Below are 23664 nucleotides of genomic sequence, written 5' to 3'. Positions count from 1 at the left end.
CGTCCCGGCCGTCACGCCGGTACCTCCCGTTCGCGCAGCCCCCGCGGATCGAGCACCTCACGGATCAGCCGCAACTCCTCCTTTGACGGCTCCCGCGTCACCGGCACGGTATCGGGCACCACCAGCGCGAACCCGGTCGCCTCCCGCACCTGCTCCACGCTCACCCCCGGATGGAGCGACCGCAGCCGCATCGTGCGCGCGGGCGTCGCGAAGTCGAAGACGCCCAGATCGCTGACGACCCCGGCGAGGCGGTGGAAACGCGTCGCCGAGGGGCCCGCCGCCGCGGCCCGGTCGTGGCCCACCCCGCACACCATGTCCACCCGCTCCACGAACGAACGGCGGGAGTGGCGGGGCACCCAGTAACTCGTCACATGGTTGACGGTGTTCGCGGGAGCCCCACGGGCCCCGAGCAACTGACGTGCGGGGCGCGCCGGGTCGCCGATGCGGGAGATGTTCTGGTTGCCGAAACGGTCGATCTGGCTCGCCCCCATCATCACGTGCCGGCGCCCGGTCGCGACCAGCGCCAGATGACGGCGGTAGGGGAGCCACCCCTCGGCCAGCCGCGCCCGCTCCCCGAGCGCCGGAGTGTCGGCGATCAGCAGGGCCTCTCCGTCCGTGAGCAGCAGCTCGGGCGCGAACGTCAGCCGCGCCAGCCGCGCACCGACCGTGGGCACCGTCCCCATCGGGGAGGCCAGCACCTCCCCGGCGCCCCGCCACTGCTCCGCGCACGCCACCACGCAGTACTCGGCCCGCGTCACCGACCCGCTCATGCCTCCTCCTCCGCGTGGAAGGCCGCTACGGCGGCGTGATAGGCCCGCTCGTCGCCGTCCAGGAAGCGCCGGGTGAACGCCGCCCAGCGCTCCGGGTCCGCCGCCGCCCCGGCGTACACCCGCTGGAACGCCTCGTCCCTCCCGTAGTCCGGGTCGCAGGAGGTGAAATGGGCACCGTTCGGCGCCTCCACCACACCGGTCACGAACGACCGGCTGACCAGCAGCGTCTGCGGTGGCCCCGCCGCCGCCAGCGTGGCGCCGCCCACGATCCGCTCACAGGACAGATACGCCTCGTCCGCCGCCTCGCAGAACAGATCGTCGAAGTACGGATCGGGCCCCAGGTACCGGCCGTTGCCCCGCGCGTCCGCCAGCGACAGATGCACCAGCGCCGCGTCCAGACGCAGGGCGGGCGCCGCCACCAGCTCCTCCCCGTCCTCGTACGGCGAGACGACCGTACGCAGCCACGGGTTGACGCGCGGCAGGTCGGAGCCCAGCCCCGCCCGGACCGGCATGAACGGCACCCGCTGGCCGGCCGCCGTCAGCCCCCACAGGAACATCGCCTCGTCCAGCTCCGTCAGCTCGACGGTGCCGTTCTGACGGGCGGTACGGAAGTGGGGTTCGAGGGGGATCGAGTCCAGCGTGACGAACGGGGCGACGACGCGCCGCAGTCTCCCCGCGGCCGCCAACAGCCCCACATCCGGTCCGCCGCACGTCACCAGCGTCAGATCCCGCAGACCGGACCGCAGCAGCGCGCGCACCAGCGCCATCGGCTTGCGCCGCGATCCCCAGCCGCCGATCCCGATCGTCATCCCGCTCGACAACCGCCCCACGACCTCGTCGGCGCTCATCGTCTTGTCGCTCACCTCGGCTCCTCACTCTCTCCAGGAGCGGCGTCCGGCCGCGGCGCACCGTCGGTGAACGCCTCGCGGAGGCGGCCGGCGATCCCGTCCAGCTGCGCCTCGAACGTGAAGCCCTGCTCGAACCGGTAACTCCGCCGCACATCGACCGGGTCGATGCCGTTGATCGCGGCCTTCGCCAGCCGCAGCAGCGCCCCGTCCTTCGCGGCGATCTCACCCGCCAGCGCCAGCGCCGCCTCCCGCAGCCGCTCCCGTGGCACCACCTCCCACACCGCGCCGTGTCCCCGTAACTCCTGTGCGGTGACGGTGCGTGAGGTGTAGTAGAGGGTGCGCATCAGATGCGGGGGCACGAGCCGGGACAGATGGGTGGCCGCGCCGAGCGCCCCGCGGTCCAGTTCCGGCAGACCGAACGTCGCGTCGTCGGCCGTCACGATCGCGTCCGCGGTGCCGACCAGCCCGATCCCGCCGCCCAGGCAGTACCCCTGGACGGCGGCGACGACCGGCACCTCGCACTCGTGGACCGCGGCGAACGCCTCGTAGCAGCCCCGGTTGGCGCCGACCAGCGCACGGTGCCCCGGGCTCCGCCGGATCTCCTTGAGATCGACCCCGGCGTTGAATCCCCGGCCGGACGCCGCCAGCACCACACACCGCGTGTCCGGGTCACGGCCGGCGGCCCGCACCGCGTCCGCCAGGTCGTACCAGCCCTGGACGGGCAGGGCGTTGACGGGGGGGAAGTCGACCGTGACCAGTGCGATCCCGCCGTCGCCCGAGGGGGTGGCGGGGTGAGAGGTGCAGACACCCATGAGCGGATCAGCTACCTTTCCACCAAACGTTTGTTAGGTGTTCGCTGGAGAAGGTAGCAGCGCGCAGCGCGCTGCGGGAGGTGGCGCATGACGATCGGCATCGATCTGTCGGGCCGGGTGGCGGTGGTCACCGGAGGAACCCGGGGCGTCGGCGCGGGCATCACCACCGCACTGCTCGCGGCGGGGGCCGAGGTCGTCGTGTGCGCCCGCCGGCCCCCCGACCGGCCGCTGGAGGCCGCCGGACGCACCGCGCACTACGTCCCCCTGGACCTGTGCGACACCGCCGCCGTCACCGCGTTCCTCCCCCGCGTCGCGGCCGAACACGGCAGCCTCGACATCCTCGTCAACAACGCGGGTGGCACCCCCTACCGCCTCCTCGCCGATGCCACTCCCCGGCACGCCGAACGTGTCGTACGACTGAACCTTCTCGCCCCGCTGACCGCCTCCCTCGCCGCCCGTGAGGTGATGGCGGCACAGCCCTCCGGCGGCTCGATCATCATGATCGGCAGTGTCAGCGCCACCCGCCCCTCGCCCGGCACCGCCGCCTACGGAGCGGCCAAGGCCGGACTGGACAACCTCGCCCGCTCCATGGCCGTCGAATGGGCCCCGCACATCCGCGTCAATACCCTGACCCTCGGCATGGTCCGCACCGAACGCTCCGCCCTCCACTACGGCGACGAGCACGGCATCGCCGCCGTCTCCCGCACCGTCCCCCTCGGCCGCCTGGCCACCCCCACCGAAGCGGGCACGGCCTGCGCCTATCTCGCCTCCGACCTGTCGGCCTACATCAGCGGGGCCTCGCTGCTGGTGCACGGCGGGGGCGAGTGGCCGGCGTTCCTGGGGGCGGGGAACGGGGCGGGGGAGTGAGGGGCGGTGGGGCGGTGCGGGCTCCCACCCACTCCACGCATGCACTCCACTCACCCACCCCGCACATCCACCTCACCCAGGAGGAGAACGATGGAGCGCATCTGCGCAGAACGGGTCGTGATCGTGACCGGGGCCGGCCGGGGGCTGGGCCGGGCGCACGCCCTCGCGTTCGCCGCCGAGGGGGCCCGTGTCGTGGTCAATGACCTCGGCGTCGCCGCGGACGGCACCGGCACCGCGGGGTCTTCCGGCGCGCCCGCGGGCCCCGCCGACGAGGTGGTCGCGGCGATCCGGGCAGCGGGCGGGGAAGCCGTCGCCCACGGCGGTGACATCGCCACCCCCGACGGCGCCGCCTCCCTGGTCACCACCGCCCTCGACGCCTACGGCCGCCTCGACACCCTCGTCAACAACGCCGGATTCCTCCGCGACCGGATGCTCGTCAACCTGGAGGAGGACGACTGGGACGCCGTACTCCGCGTCCACCTCACGGGCCACTTCCTCCCCCTCAAATACGCCGCCGCGCACTGGCGGGCCGAGGCCAAGGCGGGACGCACCCCGCGGGCACGCATCGTCAACACCACCTCCGGCGCGGGACTGCTGGGGAGCGTGGGGCAGGGCAACTACTCCGCGGCCAAGGCCGGCATCCTCGGCCTCACCCTGGTCGCCGCCGCCGAACTGGGCCGCTACGGCGTCCAGGTCAACGCCGTCGCACCGGCCGCCAGGACCCGGATGACGGAACGGACCTTCGCCGACACCATGGCGGCACCGGCCCCCGGCACCTTCGACGCGATGGCCCCGGACAATGTGTCCCCCCTGGTGGTGTGGCTGGGCTCCGCCTCCTCGGAGGGCGTCACCGGCCGGGTCTTCGAGGCCGAGGGCGGCCGCATCACCGTCATGGAGGGCTGGCGCCCCGGCCCGACCGCCGAACGCGCCGCCCGCTGGACCCCGTCCGAGGCCGGCCACACCGCCCGCCACCTCCTCACCACCGCGGCACCACCCCAACCGGTCTACGGAGCGCACCCTGTCCCCAAGGCCCCCTGAGACCCCTCGTGCCCCGCGCCGCGGCAGCCGTACGCCGTCGGCACCAGGGCAGGCGGGTCCCCGCGCCCCCGTTTCCGGCAGGTCGTCAGCCAGCGTCCCGGACCCGCCCGCCGTCAGCGGCTCCGCACATCCACCTCGGCTTGCGGGCCAGTCTCGGTGCGCCGGTCCGCCTCGGTGTGCCGGTCCGCCGTGGCCGGGCGGGCCGTCACCACCTTCAGGCCGCGGTCGGCGAACTCACGGCGGACGGACTCCGGCGCCTTGCTGTCCGTGATGAAGGTGTCGAAGACGTCCGCGCCACCGACCCGGGCGAAGCAGCGCTCGCCGATCTTCGAGGCGTCCGCCACGATCACGGCGCGGCGGGCACGTTCGGCCATGAGGTGGTTGACCCTGGCCTCCGCCTCGTCATGGACCGTGGCGCCCATCAGCGGGTCCACACCGTTGGCGCCGATGAACGCGATGTCGACGGAGATCTGCTGCAACACCAGCTCGCTGAACGGCCCGACCAGTTCGAACGAGCGCGAGTGCGCCACACCACCGGTCAGCACGATCTTGATCTGTGGTCGCACCGCCAGTTCGTTGGCGATGTTGAGCGAGTTGGTCACGATCGTCAGATGCGGCTGCGGCCCCGCCTCGGCGAAGTCGGCCCGGGTGGCCAGGACCCGGGCGATGGCCGTCGTGGTGGTACCCCCGCTCAGACCGACCACATCGCCGCGCTCGACGAGCTTCGCCGCCGCCTGCGCCACTGCCTCCTTCTCCTCGGACCGGTGTCCGTGCTTGTAACGGATCGGCAGGTCGTACGCCACCGAGCTGAGCACCGCCCCGCCCCGCGTACGGGTCAGCAACTGCTGCTCGGCGAGGGCGTCCATGTCGCGCCGCATGGTGGCGGCCGAGACCTCCAGTGCGGTCGCCGCCTCCTCGACGTCCACCCGGCCCCGCTCCCCGAGCAGCTCAAGCAGTGCGTTCAACCGTTCATGGCGCTTCATGCCGTGAGCCTAATTCCTTCTGAACGGTCGGCGGGGCTGCGGGCCACGGCACGGACCCCGCGCGTCAGCCCCGGACCGGCGCCGGTGCCGCATACGCGTCGGCCGCCGGCTGCGGGGTGCCCAGCACCTCCAGGAGCCGCGCCGCCTCCCGGGTCACCGCCTCTCGCGCGGGCTTGAGGTACTTACGGGAGTCGACGAGGGCGGCGTCCGCGCCCAGCACCTCACGGACGGTGCGGGTGAAGACCGACACCAGATGCGTCGAAATGTTGATCTTCGTCATGCCGGCGGCGATGGCACGGCACAGCTCCTCGTCCGGTACACCGGACGAACCATGGAGGACCAGCGGCACCGGCAGAGCGGCCCGCAGCCGTGCGATGAGATCCTTGTCCAGGGTCGCCGTCCGCTCGTGCATCGCGTGCGAGGAGCCGACGGCGACCGCGAGGGCGTCCACCCCGGTCGCCCGGACGAAGGCCAGCGCCTCGCCCGGGTCCGTCCGTGCGCCCGGCGCGTGCACACCGTCCTTGCCGCCGACCTCTCCCAGCTCCGCCTCGACGAAGGCGCCCCGTTCATGGCACCAGGCGGTGAGCGCGGCGGTGGTGGCGACATTGTCCTCGTAGGGGAGGGCGGAGGCGTCCACCATGAAGGACCCCACCCCGGCCTCGGCCCCCTGGCGGACCAGCTCCGGATCGGTGATGTGGTCGAGATGGACGGCGATGCGGGCGGAGGACTCCTCGGCCAGGGCCAGGGTCGCGGCCGTGAGCGGCCGCAGGGCGCCGTGGTAGCGGACGCAGTTCTCGCTGATCTGGAGGATCAGCGGGGCGTCGGCGCGCTCGGCCGCGCCGACCAGCGCCTCGGCGGTCTCCAGATGGATGACGTTGAACGCCGCGGCGCCGGCCCGCGCCTCACGCGCGGCATCGACGATCGAGGAGGTCGGGACGAGAGGCATGGAATCCGGCTCCCTTGCACAAGAGATGGGCTGAGGTCGGGGGAGTGGAGCGTGACGGCCGGGGCCCGCGCGGGGCATCGCGGGGCGGGACGTCCGGCACGGGGCCAGGGCTCTGCCGCCGCACTCCCGTCCGCCCGCGCGGGCACGCTCCCGGGGCGTCGGGCCGTCCCGCGATGACCGGCACCGGGACGGCCCTTCGCTGCGTGCTCGTACGCACCGGAGACTCCGGGCCCGCCTCCCGGCGGACAACAGGAGTCCGGCGGCATTCCCTAGGAAACGGAAGGCGTTTCGAGCATCACCGAACGGGTCAGGCTGCGGGGATTGTCCGGGTCCAGACCACGGGCGCGGGCCCGTTCCAGGGCCACCCGGTGCACCAGTACCAGATCGGCCAGCGGATCACGGTCGTGGCACACGAACCGTGCCCCCGTACGCGCCACATCCGCCTCCAGTCCCTCCGGCGCTTCCCCGAACAGCCAGGTCACCCGGCCGGGGGCGGCTATCGCGATGGGGCCGTGGCGGTACTCCATCGCGGGGTAGGACTCCGTCCAGCTCTGCGACGCCTCGCGCATCTTGAGGGCCGCCTCGTTGGCCAGGCCGAAGGTCCACCCCGTGCCCAGGAAGGAGAACTGCTCGGCGTCGATCCATTCCTGCTCGACCGGCACCGAGAGCGCCTCCTCCGCGTCGCGCACGGCGGCGGAGACGTCCTCGCCGAGGTGGGCGCGCAGCAGCGTCAGCGCGGTGGTCGCGAAGCGTGTCTGCACCACCGACCGTTCGTCGGCGAAGGGCAGGGCGACCGTCTCGTCCGACAGCTCCGTCGCCGGTGTGCCGGGATCGCCGATGATCGTCACCGTCGGGACCGTGCCCTTGACCGCCTCCAGGACCCGCAGGACCTCGGTCGTGGTCCCGGACCGGGTGATCGCCACCACCGCGTCGTAGCCGCGGTCGGTGCCGAGGAACGCCTCCGAAGCGGCGAACGGATCGGTCACGCCCAGGCCGGCGCCCTCGCGCAGCGCGGCGTACGACTGTGCCATGAACCACGAGGTGCCGCAGCCGACGACGGCGACGCGCTGTCCGCGCGAGGGCAGCGGGCCTCTCGCGGCCAGTCCGGCACCGATCTCCGCCGCCTTGCGCCAGGTCTCCGGCTGGCTGCGCAGCTCCTGCTCCATGTACGAGCCCCGGTGCATGTCTCCGTTGCCCATGACCCGCCCCCTCCTTCATGCCGAAAACTGCAATATTTTCTGAGTCTGCGAGCAACTGTACGCATGAAGCGTCGGAGTCTCCATCCCTCGCAGGGGTGAATGTCGATGGAGTGGGGCGGCGTCTCTCTCGCGCTCGATCGCCCGAACGGGTGCTTGGGGGCGGCAAAGAGGGGGGTGGCGACGTAGCGTGAGGGGTGTTGACACCTGCGCGAAAGGGCCTCAATACTCGCATGATCAGTCAAGAGCAATGACGCTCCGTCGCACTAAGGACTCGCCATGTCCACTGCAACGCTCTCCGAGATGCCGTCGCCCACCGCGGGGCCGACGCGTCGCACGGGCAGGCTCTTCGCGCTCACCGGTGCCGTCGTCGGCGTCATCTACGGCTACGACTCCGGCAGCATCTCCGGTGCCCTGGTCTTCCTCGCGCGGGACTTCCATCTCACCGAGGCCCAGAGAGGGCTGGTCAACAGCATCCTGGTGTGCGGCTCGATCCTCGGCGCGCTGATCGGCGGCAAGCTCGCCGACACCCTGGGCCGCAAGGCCGCCATGCTGATCGTCGCCGCCTCGTACAGCGTGTTCGCCGCACTGTCCGCCCTGGCCCCCAATGTCGTCGTGCTCGACATCGTCCGGTTCTTCCTGGGCGTGGCCATCGGCATATCGATCGTCGCCGCACCGCTCTACGTCGCGGAATCGACCCCGGCGAGAATCCGCGGCGCCTCCGTCGCCGCCTACCAGGTGGCCACGGTCACCGGAATCGTCCTCACCTATTTCGTCAACTGGGGCCTGTCCGGCGGAGGGCACTGGCGGTGGATGCTCGGCATCGCCGCCGTCCCCGCCGCGCTGGTGATGATCCCGCTGCTGAAACTGCCCGACACACCGCGCTGGTACGTCCTCAAGGGACGTACGGAGCAGGCCGTGGAGGTCATGACGCGGACCGATCCGGACGTCGACGCGCGGGCCGAGGTCACGTCCATCAGTGCCGCCCTCGCCGCGGAGGACGGCGGATCCCTCCGCGCGCTCGGGCGCCGGCCGTACCTCCGGGCCACGCTCTTCGTCATCGGTCTCGGGTTCTTCTGCCAGATCACCGGCATCAACGCCGTCACGTACTACAGCCCGCAGATCTTCGAGGAGATGGGCTTCACCGGCAACGGACTGAACTTCCTGCTCCCGGCGTTCGTGCAGCTCGCGTCGCTGGCCGCGACCGTCCTCGCGATCCTCATCATCGACCGCCTCGGACGGCGGCTGGTGCTGCTGTCCGGTATCGGCACGATGGTCGTCATGCTCGCCGTCCTGGCCGCCGTCTTCGCCGCGGGCGACCCACACGGCACCGCGACCTGGGTGGGCTTCGGTGCGATCCTGCTGTTCACCGCAGCCTTCAACTTCGGCTTCGGGTCACTGATCTGGGTCTACGCGAGCGAGGCGTTCCCCGTTCACCTGCGGTCCACCGGGGCGTCGGTCATGCTCACCGCCGACCTCGTCGCCAACCTGTTGATCGCCCAGTTCTTCCCGTCCCTGATGGGCCGGGCGGGCGCGGCCCCCACCTTCGCCGGCCTCGGCGTCCTGGCGCTCTGTGCCCTGGTCTTCGCCGCCGTGACCGCACCGGAGACCAAGGGCCGCCATCTGGAGGAGATCCAGGGCTACTGGCTCAACGGCGGACGCTGGCCGACGACATAACGGCGGACCGGGCGACGGCCGCCACGGGGCGGAGCGAAGGAGACGGGAGGCAGACACGGCTCACCGCGACGGGCCGGCGCGAGACGGCATCGAGGGGCGCTCGCGCGGCCCGTGCGCGGAGAAAAACGCCGGCGCGCCCCGCGACGCGCCGCTACCCTCGCCCCATGGGCGTTTCGTGAGCAGAAGGACAAGGACCACATGCTCCGCCCGGCGATGACCGCCGGGCGTTCCTTCCGTATGCCGCATCACCGCTCAGGAGACCTGCGCCCATGTCCTTCCCGTCCTCCCACGGTTCCCCGGCCCTCGACCGCCGCATCGCCCTTCTTCGGGAACTCGCCCACGCCGAACCGCGACTCGACGGCGTCCTCCTGTACGGCTCCTGGACCCTGGGGGAGGCCGACCCCCACTCCGACCTGGACGCCTACCTCTACATCCGGGACGCCGAGGCCGAAAGGTTCGACGCCCGGGCCTTCCTCGGCCGGCTGGCCCCGCTGAAGCTGGCCTACACCAACATGTACGGCATCCTCGCCGTCGTCTTCGACGACCTCATGCGCGGGGAGTTCCACATCGAGCCCGCCGGACCCGGCATCGAGGCCGTCGCCACCTGGCGCGGCATGGTGCATCTGCCCGACCCCGACGCCGCCGTCCTGCTCGACCGCAGCGGACGGCTGACCACCGCCGCACGCCTCCTCGCCGACCCCCGCCCGCCCGAGGCGGCGAGCACCGCCCAGCAGCTCACGGACGAACTGGCCAACTGGACGCTGATGCTCGCCCATGTGATGGCGCGCGGCGAGACCGCCCGCGCCCACGCGCTGCTGCACACGGTCATCGCCCCGCAGCAGCTCCAGCTCTGCCGTCTGCTGCGCGGCTCCACCGCACACTGGCTCACGCCGAGCCGTGCGCTGGAGAGGGACCTGCCGGCGGCCGACCGCGAGCGGTACACGGCCACCACCGCGGCCGCCCGCCACCCGGAGACCGCGGCCGCCGCCCGCCGCAGCTGGCGCTGGAGCAGGGACCTGGCCGCCGAGGCGGTGGCGAGGTGGGACATCACGGTCCCGGACGGGCTGCACGACGAGATCGCCGCGCTGCTGCGCGGCGGCACCCGCTGACCGTGCCCGGCCCCGGCACGCCGCCTCAGGACGGCAGTTGTTCCCGGTGGGCCGCCAGCTCCGGGGCCGTCGTCGTGGCCACGAACTCGGTGACGCGGTAGGTGCACAACCCGGCGACGACGAAGGGGTCTCGCGCCACCAGCCGTTCGATCTCCGCGCGGTCGGACCCGGTGGCGAGGATCACGCCGCCGTCCCTCGGCACCTTGCGCCCGGCGGCGAGGAACCGTCCCTCGGCGAAGTGCCCCTGAAGCCAGGCGACATGCTCCTGGAGCGCCGCGTCGATGCGCTCCAGAGGGGAGGTGTAGACCAGTTCCAGTACGAACATGACAGGCACTATAGGCCGCACCCTCCGGCGGACGGGCCGCGGACGTCGCGCACGGCGGCGTCCCGGCGCGCCCCCGTGGGGCGGCCGGACCAGGGCGGGGACCGCCGGAATCCCGTGACCGCCGGTCGGTTAGCGTGACGGCACCATGGACAACGACACCGCGCCCTCCCTCGACGACGCACTGCGCCACTGGCCCGCCGACGAGGCCGGGGCCCGCGCCGTACAGGACCGCCTGCGGCGCTTCGTGCGCCTCGACGAGCCCGGTCCGCAGCCCGGCTTCGACGGCACCGTCGTCGGTGTGGACGTCGCCTACGACGACGACCGCGATGTCGTCGCCGCCGCGGCCGTGGCACTCGACGCCCGCACCCTCGCCGTCGTCGACGAGGCCACCGCGGTCGGCCGGGTCACGTTCCCCTACGTCCCCGGGCTGCTCGCCTTCCGGGAGATCCCCACGGTCGCCGCCGCGCTGGCCCGGCTCGCCCGCACCCCGGACCTCGTGGTCTGCGACGGCTACGGCCTCGCCCACCCCCGCCGCTTCGGGCTCGCCAGCCACCTCGGGGTGCTGACCGGGCTGCCCACCATCGGTGTCGCCAAGAACCCCTTCACCTTCCGGTACGAGCCCCCGGGCCCGGAGCGCGGCGCGAGCTCCCCGCTCCTGGACGACCGGTCGGGGGCGGCCGCCCCGGAGGAGGTCGGCCGCGCGCTGCGCACCCGGGAGGGCGTCAAGCCGGTGTTCGTCTCCGTGGGGCACCGCGTCTCCCTGGAGCGGGCCTGCGCACACGTCCTCCGTCTGACGCCCGCGTACCGTCTCCCGGAGACCACCCGGGCCGCGGACTCCCTCTGCCGCCGGGCGCTCGCGGGAACCTGACGCCGGGTCACGGGCACGACGGCCCGGGGACGTCACTCCGCCTGGTCGCCCAGCTGCCCCAGCGCCACCGCGCGGACCCCCTCCAGCTCGGCGAGCGACTCCACCAGGGCGTGCGCCGACGCGGTGCCCTCCAGGCGGAGCAGTACCTCGGCCGAAATCTGTTCGTCGTCCGCGCCGGTGTCCACCCGGATGTCGGTGACCCGGAAACCCCCTCCGGCACAGGTCTCCAATATCTGCCCCAGCACGCCGCGACGGGAGTGGTAGACGAGTCTCAAGGCGATGTTCCTCGTGGTGGTCACGGAACCGAAACGTTCCGACAGCTTGGGCAGGCCGCGGACGACGAGGAAGTGCACGCCGGTGGCGGCGATGGCGAGCAGCGGCAGCCCGCCGCCGCAGGCCATGCCGATCGCGCAGGTCAGCCAGATCGTCGCGGCCGTCGTCAGGCCCCGGACCGCGTCCTTCTTGACGAAGATCAGCCCGCCGCCTATGAAACCGATGCCGGACACGATCTGCGCGGCCACCCGGGACGGGTCGAGCGACACGCCCGAGGTGCCCAGCACCGCGCCGAAGCCGTGGATCGACACCTCCATGAACAGTGCGCTGCCCACACCGACGAGCGTATGGGTGCGTATTCCCGCGCTTTTCTGTCTCGTTTCTCTCTCCAGCCCCACCAACGCCGAAAGGAGCAGCGCCATCGACATTTCGAGGAACTGCCGTGGCCCCTGGCCGGTGTGGAAGTCGAACAGCGCGGCAGCGAACGACGACTGAGGCATACGGGCATTGTCCTCCCGCGGCGGCCCGACGGTGGTGGCGTCGTCGGCCATTGTCAGTGGGCGCGGTTAGCGTGGACAACGGTCGGTGGGTGACCGCCGGTGACCGGGTTCGGGGAGGTGCGTATGACGGCTACGGCGGACGCGGAGGCGGCGCGCGAACGGGTACGGGTGTTCGCGCTCGGGCTCCCGGGTGCGGTGGAGGAGTTCCCGTGGGGGCAGAGCGTCGCCAAGGTGAACAAGAAGATCTTCGCCTTCCTCGGGGGTGGCGGTGCGGAGTCGTGCCTCACGGTCAAGCTGACGGACGCGGAGGCGCACGCCCACGCGCTGTCCTTCCCCGGCGCCGCGCCAGCGGGCTACGGCCTGGGGAGGTCGGGCTGGACACGGGTGCCCATGGGCGGGCGCGGCGCGCCCCCGGTCGATCTGCTCTGCGACTGGGTGGAGGAGTCGTACCGCGTCATAGCCCCGAAGAAGCTCGTCGCCGGATGGGACGGGGCCTGACGGCGCACGCGGGCCAGGCGTGCAAGGCCCGTGACGGCGACGGCAGTTGGACCGCGTCGGCGCGGGCCTTTCCCGTGGTCGGGTGCCGGGCCGCGGGGGCTTGTGGAAAGGGGGGCACCTTCTTAACATCCCGAGTGTTACATCAAAAGTGTCACAGTGCGATGGAGTGTAAGGGGGCAGGACGACGATGACCGGCAACGGCCCGCTCAGCGGGGTGCGCGTCGTGGAACTGGCCGGTATCGGACCCGGCCCGTTCGCGGCCATGCTGCTGGCCGACCTCGGCGCCGACGTCGTCCGCGTCGACCGGCCCGGCGGCCCGGTACTGGGCATCGACCCCGCCCACGACCTCACCAACCGCAACAAACGCTCCGTCGTCGTGGACCTCAAGAGCCCCGACGGCCCGGCGCGGGTGCTCGAACTGGCCGAACGCGCCGATGTACTGATCGAGGGATACCGCCCCGGCGTCGCGGAACGCCTCGGCGTCGGCCCCGACGCGTGCCGGGAACGCAACCCGCGGCTGGTCTACGGCCGGATGACGGGCTGGGGACAGCACGGCCCGCTCTCCGGCACCGCCGGCCACGACATCGGCTACATCGCGCTCACCGGCGCCCTCGGGATGACCGGCCCGCCCGAGGCCCCGCCCGTCGCCCCCGCCAACCTCCTCGGGGACTACGCAGGGGGCTCCCTCTACCTCGTCGTCGGTGTCCTCGCCGCGCTGCACCACGCCCGCGCCGAGGGCGGCCGCGGCCAGGTCGTCGACGCCGCGATCGTCGACGGCACCGCCCACCTCTCCACGATGATCCACGGCATGCTGGCGGCCGGCGCCTGGCAGGACCGGCGCGGCGCCAACCTCCTCGACGGTGGTGCGCCCTTCTACGGCACCTACGCCACCGCGGACGGCGGCCATATGGCGGTCGGTGCGCTGGAACCACGGTTCTACGCCACGTTCCTGCGCCTTCTGGGCATCGAGGACGACGCCCCCGACCGCGACGACCCCACCGCCTGGGACGCCCTGCGCACCACCATCGCCGCACGCTTCGCCACCCGCACGCGCGCCGAGTGGACCGCCGTCTTCGAGGGCAGCGACGCCTGCGTGGCGCCCGTACTGACGCTGCGCGAGGCGCCCGCGCACCCGCACCTCGCCGCCCGCGGCACCTTCGTCGACCACGGCGGCCTCACCCAGCCCGCCCCCGCCCCCCGCTTCTCCCGCACCCCGGCGCGGGTGCGCACACCTCCCGCCCGGCCCGGCGCGCACACCGAGGAGGTCGCCCGCGAGTGGGGCGTCCCCGGGCTCCTCACCGGCGCGCGGGCGACACCCGACGACGACTCCCGTACGCCCCCGCCACCCGCCCGCTCCGAGGAAGGCCCGCACACATGAAGCGCCAGCTCTACACCGAGGACCACGAGGCGTTCCGGGGGACGGTGCGCACCTTCCTCGCCAAGGAGGTGCTCCCGCACTACGCGCGCTGGGAGCGCGAGGGGATCGTCGGCCGGGAGGTGTGGCGGGCGGCCGGACGCCAGGGACTGCTGGGCCTCGCCGTCCCGGAGGAGTACGGGGGCGGCGGTACGGACGACTTCCGCTACAGCGCCGTGCTCGCCGAGGAGTTCACCCGGGCCGGCGCGCCCGGTCTCGCCATCGGGCTGCACAACGACATCATCGGCCCCTACCTCACCACCCTCGGCACCGACGAGCAGAAACGCCGCTGGCTGCCCGGCTTCTGCACCGGCGAGATCATCACCGCCATCGCCATGACCGAACCGGACGCCGGCTCCGACCTCCAGGGCATCCGCACCACCGCCGAGGACCGCGGCGACCACTGGCTCCTCAACGGCTCCAAGACCTTCATCTCCAACGGCATCCTCGCCGACCTCGTCATCGTCGTCGCCCGCACCACCCCCGAGGGCGGGGCGCGCGGGCTGAGCCTGCTCGTCGTCGAGCGGGGCGCGGACGGCTTCGAGCGCGGCCGCAACCTCGACAAGATCGGCCAGAAGGCCCAGGACACCGCCGAGCTGTTCTTCCACGACGTCCGCGTCCCCAAGAACCATCTCCTCGGACAGGAGAACGGCGCGTTCGTGCACCTGATGACCCATCTCGCCCAGGAGCGGCTGAGCATCGCCGTCGCCGCGATCGCCGGGGCCGAACACCTCCTGGAGATCACCACCCGCCATGTCAAGGAACGCGAGGCGTTCGGACGGCCGCTGGCCAGGCTCCAGCACATACGCTTCGAGATCGCCGAGATGGCCACCGAATGCGCCGTCACCCGCGCCTTCCTGGACCGCTGCGTCGCCGACCACACGGCCGGGGCGCTCGACGCGGCCCATGCCGCGATGGCCAAGTGGTGGGCCACCGAACTCCACAAGCGCGTCGCCGACCGCTGCCTCCAGCTCCACGGCGGCTACGGCTACATGAGCGAGACCCCCGTGGCCAGGGCGTTCACCGACGGCCGCATCCAGACGATCTACGGCGGCACGACCGAGATCATGAAGGAGATCATCGGCCGTTCCCTGCTCGACTGACCGCGCCCCGACCCCTCCCCGAAAGGCAGCCCGACGTGAGTACCGAAGCGTATGTGTACGACGCGATCCGCACCCCGCGCGGTCGTGGCAAGGCCAACGGCGCACTGCACGGCACCAAGCCCATCGACCTCGTCGTCGGCCTCCTCCACGAGGTCCGCCGCCGCTTCCCCGGCCTCGACCCGGCCGCCATCGACGACATCGTGCTCGGCGTCGTCGGGCCGGTCGGCGACCAGGGCTCCGACATCGCCCGGATCGCGGCCATCGCCGCGGGGTTCCCCGACACCGTCGCCGGGGTGCAGGAGAACCGCTTCTGCGCCTCGGGCCTGGAGGCCGTCAACATGGCAGCCGCCAAGGTCCGCTCCGGCTGGGAGGACCTGGTCCTGGCGGGCGGCGTCGAGTCGATGTCGCGTGTCCCGATGGCCTCCGACGGCGGCGCCTGGTTCGCCGATCCCATGACCAACTTCGACACCGGATTCGTCCCGCAGGGCGTCGGCGCCGACCTCATCGCCACCCTGGAGGGCTACTCGCGGCGCGACGTCGACGAGTTCGCCGCCCTCTCCCAGGAACGTGCCGCGGCCGCCTGGAAGGACGGACGCTTCGCACGCTCCGTCGTCCCCGTCACCGACCGCAACGGTCTGGTCGTCCTCGACCGCGACGAGCACATGCGGCCGGGCACCACGGCCGACTCCCTCGCGTCCCTCAAGCCGTCCTTCGCCACCGTCGGCAAGGCGGGCGGCTTCGACGCGGTGGCGCTGCAGAAGTACCACTGGGTCGAGAAGATCGACCATGTGCACCACGCGGGCAACTCCTCGGGCATCGTGGACGGCGCGGCCCTGGTCGCCATCGGCTCCCGGGAGGTCGGGGAGCGCTACGGCCTCACCCCGCGCGCCCGGATCGTCTCCGCCGCGGTCTCCGGCTCCGAGCCGACCATCATGCTCACCGGCCCCGCCCCCGCCAGCCGCAAGGCCCTCGCCAAGGCCGGGCTGACCATCGACGACATCGCCCTGGTCGAGATCAACGAGGCGTTCGCCGCGGTCGTCCTGCGCTTCGCCAAGGACATGGGCCTCTCCCTCGACAGGATCAATGTCAACGGCGGCGCCATCGCCATGGGGCACCCCCTCGGCGCCACCGGAGCCATGATCCTCGGCACCCTCGTCGACGAACTGGAACGCCGGGACGAGCGCTACGGCCTCGCCACCCTCTGCGTCGGCGGCGGCATGGGCATCGCCACCGTCGTCGAGCGCCTCTGACCGCCCGTCCCACCCCTTACGGAGAAGCCACAGTGAGCGAGTCCACCACCATTCGCTGGGAGCAGGACACCACCGGCGTCGTCACCCTCGTCCTGGACGATCCCGACCAGTCGGCCAACACCATGAACGCCGCCTTCAAGGCGTCCCTCACCGCCGTCGCCGACCGCCTGGAGGCCGAACGGGGCACCGTCCGCGGCGTCATCATCACTTCGGCCAAGAAGACCTTCTTCGCCGGCGGCGACCTGCACGAACTGATCGCCGTCACGCCCGGGACGGCTCAGCAGGCGTTCGACGCGGGCATGGGCATCAAGCGCGATCTGCGCCGCATCGAGACCCTCGGCAAGCCCGTGGTCGCCGCTCTCAACGGCGCGGCCCTCGGCGGTGGTTACGAGATCGCCCTGGCCTGCCACCACCGCGTCGCCCTCGACACCCCCGCCACGAAGATCGGCCTTCCCGAGGTCACCCTCGGCCTGCTCCCCGGCGGCGGGGGAGTGGTCCGCACGGTGCGGCTGCTCGGCATCATGGACGCCCTGCTGAAGGTGCTGCTCCAGGGCACCCGCTACAGCGCCCCCCGCGCCAAGGACGCGGGGCTCATCCACGAGGTCGCCGCCACCCCCGAGGAACTGCTCGCCAAGGCCCGGGCGTTCATCGACGACCACCCCGAGTCCCGGCAGCCCTGGGACACCGACGGCTACCGCATCCCGGGCGGCACCCCCGCCCAGCCGAAGTTCGCGGCCCACCTCCCGGCGTTCCCCGCCACCCTCAAGAAGCAGCTCAACGGGGCGCCCTACCCCGCGCCGCGCAACATCCTCGCCGCGGCCGTCGAGGGCTCCCAGGTCGACTTCGAGACCGCCCAGACCATCGAAGCGCGGTACTTCGTCGAGCTGGCCTGCGGGCAGACCGCCAAGAACATGATCCAGGCGTTCTTCTTCGACCTCCAGGCCGTCAACTCCGGTGCCGGCCGCCCGAAGGGCCCCGCCCCCCGCCAGGTCCGCCGGGCCGCGGTCCTGGGCGCCGGGATGATGGGCGCGGGCATCGCCCACGCCTGCGCCAGGGCGGGCATCGAGGTCGTCCTCAAGGACGTCTCGGAGGAGGCCGCGCGCAAGGGCAAGGCGTACTCCGAGGGCCTGCTGGCCAAGGCGGTCGCCCGCGGCCGCACCACCGAGAAGGAGCGGGAGGAGCTGCTGGCCCGGATCACGCCCACCGCGGACGTGCGGGACCTCGCGGGCTGCGACGTGGTGATCGAGGCGGTCTTCGAGGACACCGCGCTCAAGCAGAAGGTGTTCCGGGAGATCGAGGACATCGTCGCTCCCGACGCGCTGCTGTGCTCCAACACCTCCACCCTTCCCATCACCCGCCTCGCCGAGGGCGTGGCGCGCGAGGGGGACTTCATCGGGCTGCACTTCTTCTCGCCGGTCGACAAGATGCCCCTGGTGGAGATCATCAAGGGGGAGAAGACCGGCGAGGAGGCGGTGGCGCGCGCCTTCGACCTGGTCCGGCAGCTCCGCAAGACCCCCATCGTCGTCAACGACTCCCGTGGCTTCTTCACCTCGCGCGTCATCGGCCACTTCATCAACGAGGGCGTGGCGATGGTCGGCGAGGGGCTGGAGCCGGCCTCCGTCGAACAGGCCGCCGCGCAGGCCGGATACCCGGCGAAGGTCCTGTCCCTGATGGACGAGCTGACCCTCACCCTGCCCCGCAAGATCCGCCAGGAGACCCGCAGGGCCGTCGAGGAGGCCGGCGGCGCCTGGCTGCCGCACCCGGCCGACGAGGTCATCGACCGGATGGTCGACGAGTTCGGCCGCCCCGGCCGCAGCGGCGGTGCGGGCTTCTACGACTACGCCGAGGACGGCACCCGGGCCGGGCTGTGGCCCGGTCTGCGCGAGCACTTCACCCGGGAGGACGCCGACGTCCCGTTCCGGGACATGCGGGAGCGGATGCTGTTCGCCGAGGCGCTGGACACCGTCCGCTGCCTGGAGGAGGGGGTGCTCACCTCCGTCGCCGACGCCAACATCGGCTCGATCCTCGGGATCGGCTTCCCCGGCTGGACCGGCGGCGTCCTCCAGTACATCAACGGCTACGAGGGCGGACTGCCCGGCTTCGTGGCCCGCGCCCGCGAGCTGCGCGAGGCGTACGGCGAGCGGTTCGCGCCGCCCGCCCTGCTGGTGGAGAAGGCGGAGCGGGGTGAGATCTTCCGCGACTGACCCGTCGGGGGCGGGCCGGCGGCGGCCCGCCCCTCACTCCCGCCCGCCCCTCACTCCCCGTCCGCGCCGAACCACTCCCGCAGCTCCTCCCGCATCGACCGCTGGAAGGCCGTGACCAGCGCCTGGACGACCATCGGCTGCATATGGGCGGACAGCGACCGCTTCCGGGCCGCTTCGGTCTCCGGCCCGTCCCCGCGGTAGGACTCCCACACCTCGTCCTTGAAGAGACGGCTGAGTTCGCGGGCCGCCGACCGGGTGTGCGCGACGACGACGGCGCGCGCCGCCAGGATCGTCTCCAGGGCGATGGGGACGTCCAGCAGCCGGGTGCCCAGGTGGAGCAGGCCCGGATCGACCTGGAGGACGTCCGGGTCGTCGGTCCGTACGAGGACGTTCATGGCGGCCAGCCGGTCGAGGTCGTCCTCGGACAGTTCCCGGCCGGCCCGGCGTTCGAGCTGCTCGCGGGTGGCCTCCTCCGCGGAGTCCGGGAGCCATCCGGCGACCAGGGCGCGGTGGATGGCGAGGTCCTGGGCGCTGAGGTCGGGCGGAAGGTGCCGCAGATAGCGTTCGATCGCGGACAGGGTCATGCCCTGGTGCTGGAGTTCCTCGATGAGGGCGAGGCGTGAGAGGTGGTCGGGGCCGTAGCGGCCGACGCGGCGCGGGCCGATCTCGGGCGGCGGCAGCAGTCCGCGGGTGCTGTAGAAGCGGATGGTGCGGACGGTGACCCCGGACCGGGCGGCCAGTTCGTCGACGGTCAGAGCGGTGGCGGACTCCCTCATGTTCAACAGTATTGCTGTCTCACCACTCGTGTGGAACCTTCCCCTTCGCCCCGGGCCCCGGAGCGAAGGGCAAGGCCGCGGGTCAGCCGGCGATCAGCGGATAGTGGTCGGAGAGGTTGGTGTAGGTGTACTTCTTGCCCCAGCTGGAGACGGTCCAGGGCGCCGACTCCTCCTTGAGGACGGTGTTCGTCCACCCGTCGGGGCGGGCGTGGCCCTTGCGGTGCAGGACGTGGTCCAGGTCCTCGCGCGGGTCGGCCGCGTAGCGCTCATGGGCGATGGAGTTCTCCTTCGTGTCGAAGGAGTACGGGTGCCCGGTGCGGCGGTCGGCGGGTTCCAGGCCCGCGTTGGTGAGCATCGCGTCGAACTCGGGCGCACGGCCGTCGACGTTCATGTCGCCGGCGACCATGACCTCCTCGTCGGCGGGGATGTGCTTCGCCTCCAGGAACGCGTTCAGCTCCTTGAACTGACGGGCGCGCACCTCGGCGGCCTGGCCCGCCCCGCAGCCCGGGTCGGTGGACTGGGGGTGCGTGCCGACCATGTGCACCCTGGCGCCGCCGACGTTCAGGACCGCGTAGACGAAGCCCTTGTTGGAGAAGGCGTCGGCGCCGCAGGAGTCCTTGTAGACGTACTGCTCCTTGTGCGCGATCGGCCACTTGCTCAGCAGGGTGACCCCGCCGTCCTCGGGGGTGAGGGCCCCGTAGGAGCCGCCGGTGGCGTCCCAGCCGCTCCGGCCGCGGCCGAGCACCGGGGTCTGGTACGGGTACTCCGCCGAGGCGCGGGACATGAGCGTGTCGGAGGAGGAGTTGTCGAACGCCTCCTGGAGGACGACGACGTCGTTGCCCCGGAAGAAGTCCGCGTCCGTGATCGCCCGGACGCGGTGGTCCTGGCCCCAGTTGGGGTACAGGTTCTTGCTCATCAGGAAGACGTTGTAGCTGAGGACCTTCAGCCGGGGGGCGGTGGCCGCGGACGCGGTGGGGGACACGGCGGTCAGGACGGTGGCGGCGAGGGCCGTGGTGACGGCGGCGGCCCGGCAGGTGCGCAGCACCGAGTGCGACACAGGGAACTCCCTGGGGTGGGGGTGGATTCGGTGACGCACATCAAACCAGCTGGAGTTACCTTCGGGTAATCGTACGGGGGTACGCGGATGGACCGGCCGTGGCGGGCCGGGACGGGCCGCCGGGGACGGATGCCGCCGTACTCTGGCAAAAGCGGCGCCGGGGCGTGCTCCCGAGGGCCCGCGTCCCGGCGCCGCGCCGCGGGCCCGTGGCGGACACCACGGACCCGGACGGCGTCAGTGGTGTCCGTGCGCCGCCTCCAGTGCGGCCCGGATCTGCTTCCACGACTTCGGCTGGTGCACGGTGGAGCGCTGCGCGGCGAACGCCCGCTTGCCCGCCCCCGCGGCCGGCTTGGACGGCTGGAACAGCCAGGTGTCGAAGAAACCGGCCAGCGGCGTGCCGGACTTCTCCTCGGCGAACCGCACGAAGTCGGACACCGAGGCGTTGCCGTAGCGGTGCGTGGTCGGCCAGGACTTGAGGATGTCGAAGAACACTGTGTCGCCGACCTTCTCGCGCAGTGCCTGGAGGGCCAGCGCGCCCCGGTCGTAGACCGCGGAGTGGAACTGGTTGTCCGCTCCGGGGTCCCCCGGCCTGACCGTCCAGAACGGGTCGTCGGCCGAGTGCTGGGCGTAGGTGTAGTCCGCCAGCTCCCGCGCGGTGCCCTCGCCCTCCTTCTCGGACCACAGCCACTGGCTGTACGCGGCGAAGCCCTCGTTGACCCAGATGTCCTTCCAGTCCTTGAGGGAGACGCTGTCGCCGTACCACTGGTGGGCCAGCTCGTGGACGACCACCGACACGTTCGCGCCGCGGTCGAACGCCTTCTTGCCGTAGAACGGCCGGGTCTGGGTCTCCAGCGCGTACCCGGCCGGGACGTTCGGGACGTAGCCGCCGACCGAGTTGAACGGGTACGGGCCGAAGACGCCCTCCAGCCATTCGGTGACCTCGGCGGTCCGCTCGATGCTGGCCTGCGCGGCACCGGTGTTGGCGCCGAGGTCCTTGCTGACCGCGTTGAGCACCGGCAGGCCGTTCGCCGTCTTGTCGGTGGTGATGTCGAACTTGCCGATGGCGAGCGTGGTCAGGTAAGTCGCCTGCGGCTTGTCCGAGCGCCAGTTGTAGCGCGTCCAGCCGAGCTTGGAGGACTGCGAGGTCAGCACGCCGTTGCTGATCGCCTGGGTGCCGTCCGGGACCGACACCGAGATGTCGAAGGTCGCCTTGTCGGTGGGGTGGTCGTTGCTGGGGAACCACCAGACGGCGGAGTCCGGCTCCTGCGCCACCACACCGCCGTCGGGGGTGCGCGCCCAGGCGGTGAAGCCGTCGATCTTCAGCGCCGAGGGGGTCCCGGCGTAGCGCACGACGACGCTGATCCGCTTGCCCTTCTCCAGCGGCGTGGCAGGGGTGACCTCCAGCTCGTGCTTGCCGGAGGTGGCGAAGGACGCCTTCTGCCCGTTGACGCGGATCTCGCTGACCTTGAGGCCGAAGTCCAGGTTGAAGCGGGACAGGTTCTGCGTGGTGGTGGCGATCAGGGTCGCCGTGCCCTCCAGCAGGTCGGTTCTCGGCTGGTACTTGAGGCGCAGGTCGTAGTGGGAGACGTCGTACCCGCCGTTCCCGCTCTCGGGGTAGTAGCTGTCGCCCACGCCGGGAGCGCCGGGCGTGAAGTCGGCCGCCGATGCCGGGACCGCCAGCAGGAGGCTGAGCGCGGCCGCGCCCGGGACGAGGAGTCTGTGACGCACGGGTCCTCCAACTCTTGGGGGAGAGTGATCTCTTGAACCGGGACCCTATGTACCCAGCCGCGCCATCGTCATGTCCATGGCCGTATTTGACATATGACCGACATGAACCACACCGGACGACACACCACCGACATGCCCCCCTCACGCCACGGCCGTCACTGGCGTACTTCCCCACCCTCACCACGCCCGACGCACCGGCACCCTTACGCACGCGAGCCGCGCCACGCTACCGTCCGGCCGTGACGCATCCCGCGCGGACGACCCGCATCCCCTGGACCGCGTTCGTCGTGGCGGCCGCCGTCGCCCTGCTGACGGCCCTCACCCCACCGGCCCCCGCCCGCGCCGCACCCGATGAGAGCCCACCCGTCTACTCCTACGCCCGCGCCCTGCGCGAGACCGTCTGGGTGGACACCGGGACCGACGGCGACGGGGACGGCAGGACCGACCGCGTCGCCGCCGACATCGTGCGGCCCCGCGAACCCGCCGAGCAGCACCGCCGCATCCCCGTGATCATGGACGCCAGCCCCTACTACTCCTGCTGCGGACGCGGTAACGAGTCCGAGAAGAAGACCTACGACGCCCACGGGCGGCCGGTGCGCTTCCCCCTCGACTACGACAACTACTTCGTACCGCGCGGTTACGCCGCCGTCCTCGTCGACCTCGCCGGCACCAACCGCTCCGACGGCTGCTCCGACGTCGGCGGGCCCTCCGACATCGCCTCCGCCAAGGCCGTCGTCGACTGGCTCAACGGCCGCGCCCGCGCCTACGACGCCCGCGCCGGTGGCAGACCCGTCACCGCCGGCTGGTCCGACGGCCGCACCGGGATGATCGGCAAGAGCTGGGACGCCACCATCGCCAACGGCGTCGCCGCCACCGGCGTCAAGGGCCTGCGGACCATCGTCCCCATCGCCGGGATCTCCTCCTGGTACGACTACTACTTCGCCAAGGGCGCCCCGCTCCAGGGCGGCACCCCCGCCGGCCTCGCCGACACCGTCGACAGCCCCGCGGCACACCGCCGCTGCGCCGCCGTCCAGCGCATGCTCACCGAGGGCGCGCCCGCCAACGGCGACTGGACCCCCCTGTGGGCCGCGCGCGACTACGTGCCCGACGCCGGAAAGGTCCGCGCCAGCGTCCTCCTCGTCCACGGCATGCAGGACCTCAACGTCCGCACCCGCAACGCCGGCCGCTGGTGGGACGCCCTCGCCCGGCACGGCGTCCCCCGCCGGATCTGGCTCTCCCAGACCGGCCACATCGACCCGTTCGACTACCGGCGCGGCCCGTGGGTCCGCACCCTCCACCGGTGGTTCGACCACTACCTGATGGGCTACGACAACGGCGCCGACCGCGAACCGATGGCCGACGTCGAACGCGCCCCGGACCACTGGACCACCGACCCCCGCTGGCCCGCCCCCGGCACCACCG

General features: G+C 72.2%; 22 protein-coding genes. 11 read left to right on the top strand and 11 right to left on the bottom strand.

Features of this window, described 5'->3' with window-relative positions; all coding sequences use genetic code 11:
• Nucleotides 1-11 precede the first annotated feature (11 nt).
• The 3 genes from AC51EU_RS07035 to AC51EU_RS07025 are packed head-to-tail and all read right to left on the bottom strand — an operon-like array spanning nt 12 to nt 2430.
• Entirely contained in the window at nt 12-770 is a 759-nt protein-coding gene (locus AC51EU_RS07035; RefSeq protein WP_496265799.1) for a CoA-transferase subunit beta, read from the bottom strand.
• A complete protein-coding gene (locus AC51EU_RS07030; protein ID WP_496265798.1) occupies nt 767-1633 on the bottom strand; it encodes a CoA transferase subunit A in 867 nt (288 codons plus the stop codon). The genes AC51EU_RS07035 and AC51EU_RS07030 overlap by 4 nt, the downstream gene beginning before the upstream one ends.
• Entirely contained in the window at nt 1630-2430 is an 801-nt protein-coding gene (locus AC51EU_RS07025; protein WP_496265797.1) for an enoyl-CoA hydratase family protein, read from the bottom strand. Before AC51EU_RS07025 ends, AC51EU_RS07030 begins: the two co-directional genes overlap by 4 nt.
• An 87-nt stretch (nt 2431-2517) precedes the next feature.
• Between AC51EU_RS07025 and AC51EU_RS07020 the strand changes: the two genes are divergently transcribed.
• Both AC51EU_RS07020 and AC51EU_RS07015 read left to right on the top strand, forming a co-directional pair.
• Nucleotides 2518-3297 (top strand): SDR family oxidoreductase, encoded by a 780-nt coding sequence (locus AC51EU_RS07020; protein WP_496265796.1) that lies wholly within the window; start codon nt 2518-2520, stop codon nt 3295-3297.
• A 90-nt stretch (nt 3298-3387) separates the two neighbouring features.
• Nucleotides 3388-4335, top strand: coding sequence for an SDR family oxidoreductase (locus tag AC51EU_RS07015; protein ID WP_496265795.1), 948 nt, complete (start codon nt 3388-3390; stop codon nt 4333-4335).
• A 113-nt stretch (nt 4336-4448) separates the two neighbouring features.
• Here the strand turns inward: AC51EU_RS07015 and AC51EU_RS07010 are convergent, their stop codons facing one another.
• The 3 genes from AC51EU_RS07010 to AC51EU_RS07000 all read right to left on the bottom strand — a co-directional run bounded on the left by AC51EU_RS07010 (nt 4449) and on the right by AC51EU_RS07000 (nt 7448).
• Nucleotides 4449-5318, bottom strand: coding sequence for a DeoR/GlpR family DNA-binding transcription regulator (locus tag AC51EU_RS07010; RefSeq protein WP_496265794.1), 870 nt, complete (start codon nt 5316-5318; stop codon nt 4449-4451).
• A gap of 64 nt (nt 5319-5382) precedes the next feature.
• Complete coding sequence (locus AC51EU_RS07005) at nt 5383-6264, bottom strand: class II fructose-bisphosphate aldolase (RefSeq protein WP_496265793.1); 882 nt, start codon at nt 6262-6264, stop codon at nt 5383-5385.
• 269 nt (nt 6265-6533) lie between these two features.
• Nucleotides 6534-7448, bottom strand: a complete 915-nt coding sequence (locus AC51EU_RS07000; protein ID WP_496265805.1) for an SIS domain-containing protein — start codon at nt 7446-7448, stop codon at nt 6534-6536.
• 291 nt (nt 7449-7739) lie between these two features.
• Here AC51EU_RS07000 and AC51EU_RS06995 point away from each other — a divergent pair, with 291 nt between their 5' ends.
• Both AC51EU_RS06995 and AC51EU_RS06990 read left to right on the top strand, forming a co-directional pair.
• Nucleotides 7740-9137, top strand: a complete 1398-nt coding sequence (locus AC51EU_RS06995) for a sugar porter family MFS transporter (RefSeq protein ID WP_496265792.1) — start codon at nt 7740-7742, stop codon at nt 9135-9137.
• A gap of 269 nt (nt 9138-9406) precedes the next feature.
• Entirely contained in the window at nt 9407-10246 is an 840-nt protein-coding gene (locus AC51EU_RS06990) for a nucleotidyltransferase domain-containing protein (RefSeq protein WP_496265791.1), read from the top strand.
• Nucleotides 10247-10271: 25 nt separating this feature from the next.
• On the opposite strand, the gene AC51EU_RS06985 is transcribed toward AC51EU_RS06990, so the two are convergent.
• Nucleotides 10272-10571: a YciI family protein gene (locus tag AC51EU_RS06985; protein WP_496265790.1), complete on the bottom strand. Its 300-nt coding sequence runs from the start codon at nt 10569-10571 to the stop codon at nt 10272-10274.
• Nucleotides 10572-10716: 145 nt separating this feature from the next.
• On the opposite strand from AC51EU_RS06985, the gene AC51EU_RS06980 reads away from it, so the two are divergent.
• Nucleotides 10717-11439 (top strand): endonuclease V, encoded by a 723-nt coding sequence (locus tag AC51EU_RS06980; protein WP_496265789.1) that lies wholly within the window; start codon nt 10717-10719, stop codon nt 11437-11439.
• Nucleotides 11440-11471: 32 nt separating this feature from the next.
• Here the strand turns inward: AC51EU_RS06980 and AC51EU_RS06975 are convergent, their stop codons facing one another.
• Complete coding sequence (locus tag AC51EU_RS06975) at nt 11472-12212, bottom strand: MgtC/SapB family protein (RefSeq protein WP_496265788.1); 741 nt, start codon at nt 12210-12212, stop codon at nt 11472-11474.
• Nucleotides 12213-12335: 123 nt separating this feature from the next.
• Here AC51EU_RS06975 and AC51EU_RS06970 point away from each other — a divergent pair, with 123 nt between their 5' ends.
• The 5 genes from AC51EU_RS06970 to AC51EU_RS06950 all read left to right on the top strand — a co-directional run bounded on the left by AC51EU_RS06970 (nt 12336) and on the right by AC51EU_RS06950 (nt 18681).
• A complete protein-coding gene (locus tag AC51EU_RS06970; RefSeq protein ID WP_496265787.1) occupies nt 12336-12710 on the top strand; it encodes an MmcQ/YjbR family DNA-binding protein in 375 nt (124 codons plus the stop codon).
• 187 nt (nt 12711-12897) lie between these two features.
• Nucleotides 12898-14088, top strand: coding sequence for a CaiB/BaiF CoA transferase family protein (locus AC51EU_RS06965; protein WP_496265786.1), 1191 nt, complete (start codon nt 12898-12900; stop codon nt 14086-14088).
• A complete protein-coding gene (locus AC51EU_RS06960) occupies nt 14085-15227 on the top strand; it encodes an acyl-CoA dehydrogenase family protein (protein WP_496265785.1) in 1143 nt (380 codons plus the stop codon). Before AC51EU_RS06965 ends, AC51EU_RS06960 begins: the two co-directional genes overlap by 4 nt.
• 35 nt (nt 15228-15262) lie before the next feature.
• Nucleotides 15263-16477, top strand: coding sequence for an acetyl-CoA C-acetyltransferase (locus AC51EU_RS06955; RefSeq protein WP_496265784.1), 1215 nt, complete (start codon nt 15263-15265; stop codon nt 16475-16477).
• Between the two features lie 32 nt (nt 16478-16509).
• On the top strand, nt 16510-18681 hold the full coding sequence (locus AC51EU_RS06950) for a 3-hydroxyacyl-CoA dehydrogenase NAD-binding domain-containing protein (protein ID WP_496265783.1): 2172 nt from the start codon (nt 16510-16512) through the stop codon (nt 18679-18681).
• 50 nt (nt 18682-18731) lie between these two features.
• Here the strand turns inward: AC51EU_RS06950 and AC51EU_RS06945 are convergent, their stop codons facing one another.
• The 3 genes from AC51EU_RS06945 to AC51EU_RS06935 all read right to left on the bottom strand — a co-directional run bounded on the left by AC51EU_RS06945 (nt 18732) and on the right by AC51EU_RS06935 (nt 22242).
• Nucleotides 18732-19457: a MerR family transcriptional regulator gene (locus tag AC51EU_RS06945; RefSeq protein WP_496265782.1), complete on the bottom strand. Its 726-nt coding sequence runs from the start codon at nt 19455-19457 to the stop codon at nt 18732-18734.
• An 82-nt stretch (nt 19458-19539) separates the two neighbouring features.
• Complete coding sequence (gene sph / locus AC51EU_RS06940; RefSeq protein WP_496265781.1) at nt 19540-20514, bottom strand: sphingomyelin phosphodiesterase; 975 nt, start codon at nt 20512-20514, stop codon at nt 19540-19542.
• A 234-nt stretch (nt 20515-20748) separates the two neighbouring features.
• Complete coding sequence (locus AC51EU_RS06935) at nt 20749-22242, bottom strand: M1 family metallopeptidase (RefSeq protein ID WP_496265780.1); 1494 nt, start codon at nt 22240-22242, stop codon at nt 20749-20751.
• A 239-nt stretch (nt 22243-22481) separates the two neighbouring features.
• Between AC51EU_RS06935 and AC51EU_RS06930 the strand changes: the two genes are divergently transcribed.
• Nucleotides 22482-23664, top strand: a 1183-nt coding sequence (locus tag AC51EU_RS06930) for a CocE/NonD family hydrolase (protein WP_496265779.1), incomplete at its 3' end; no start/stop codon positions are given.

The organism is Candidatus Streptomyces philanthi (assembly GCF_059553635.1).
The sequence above is the reverse complement of the archived record's forward strand: the minus strand, read 5'-3'. Positions and strand labels throughout refer to the sequence as shown.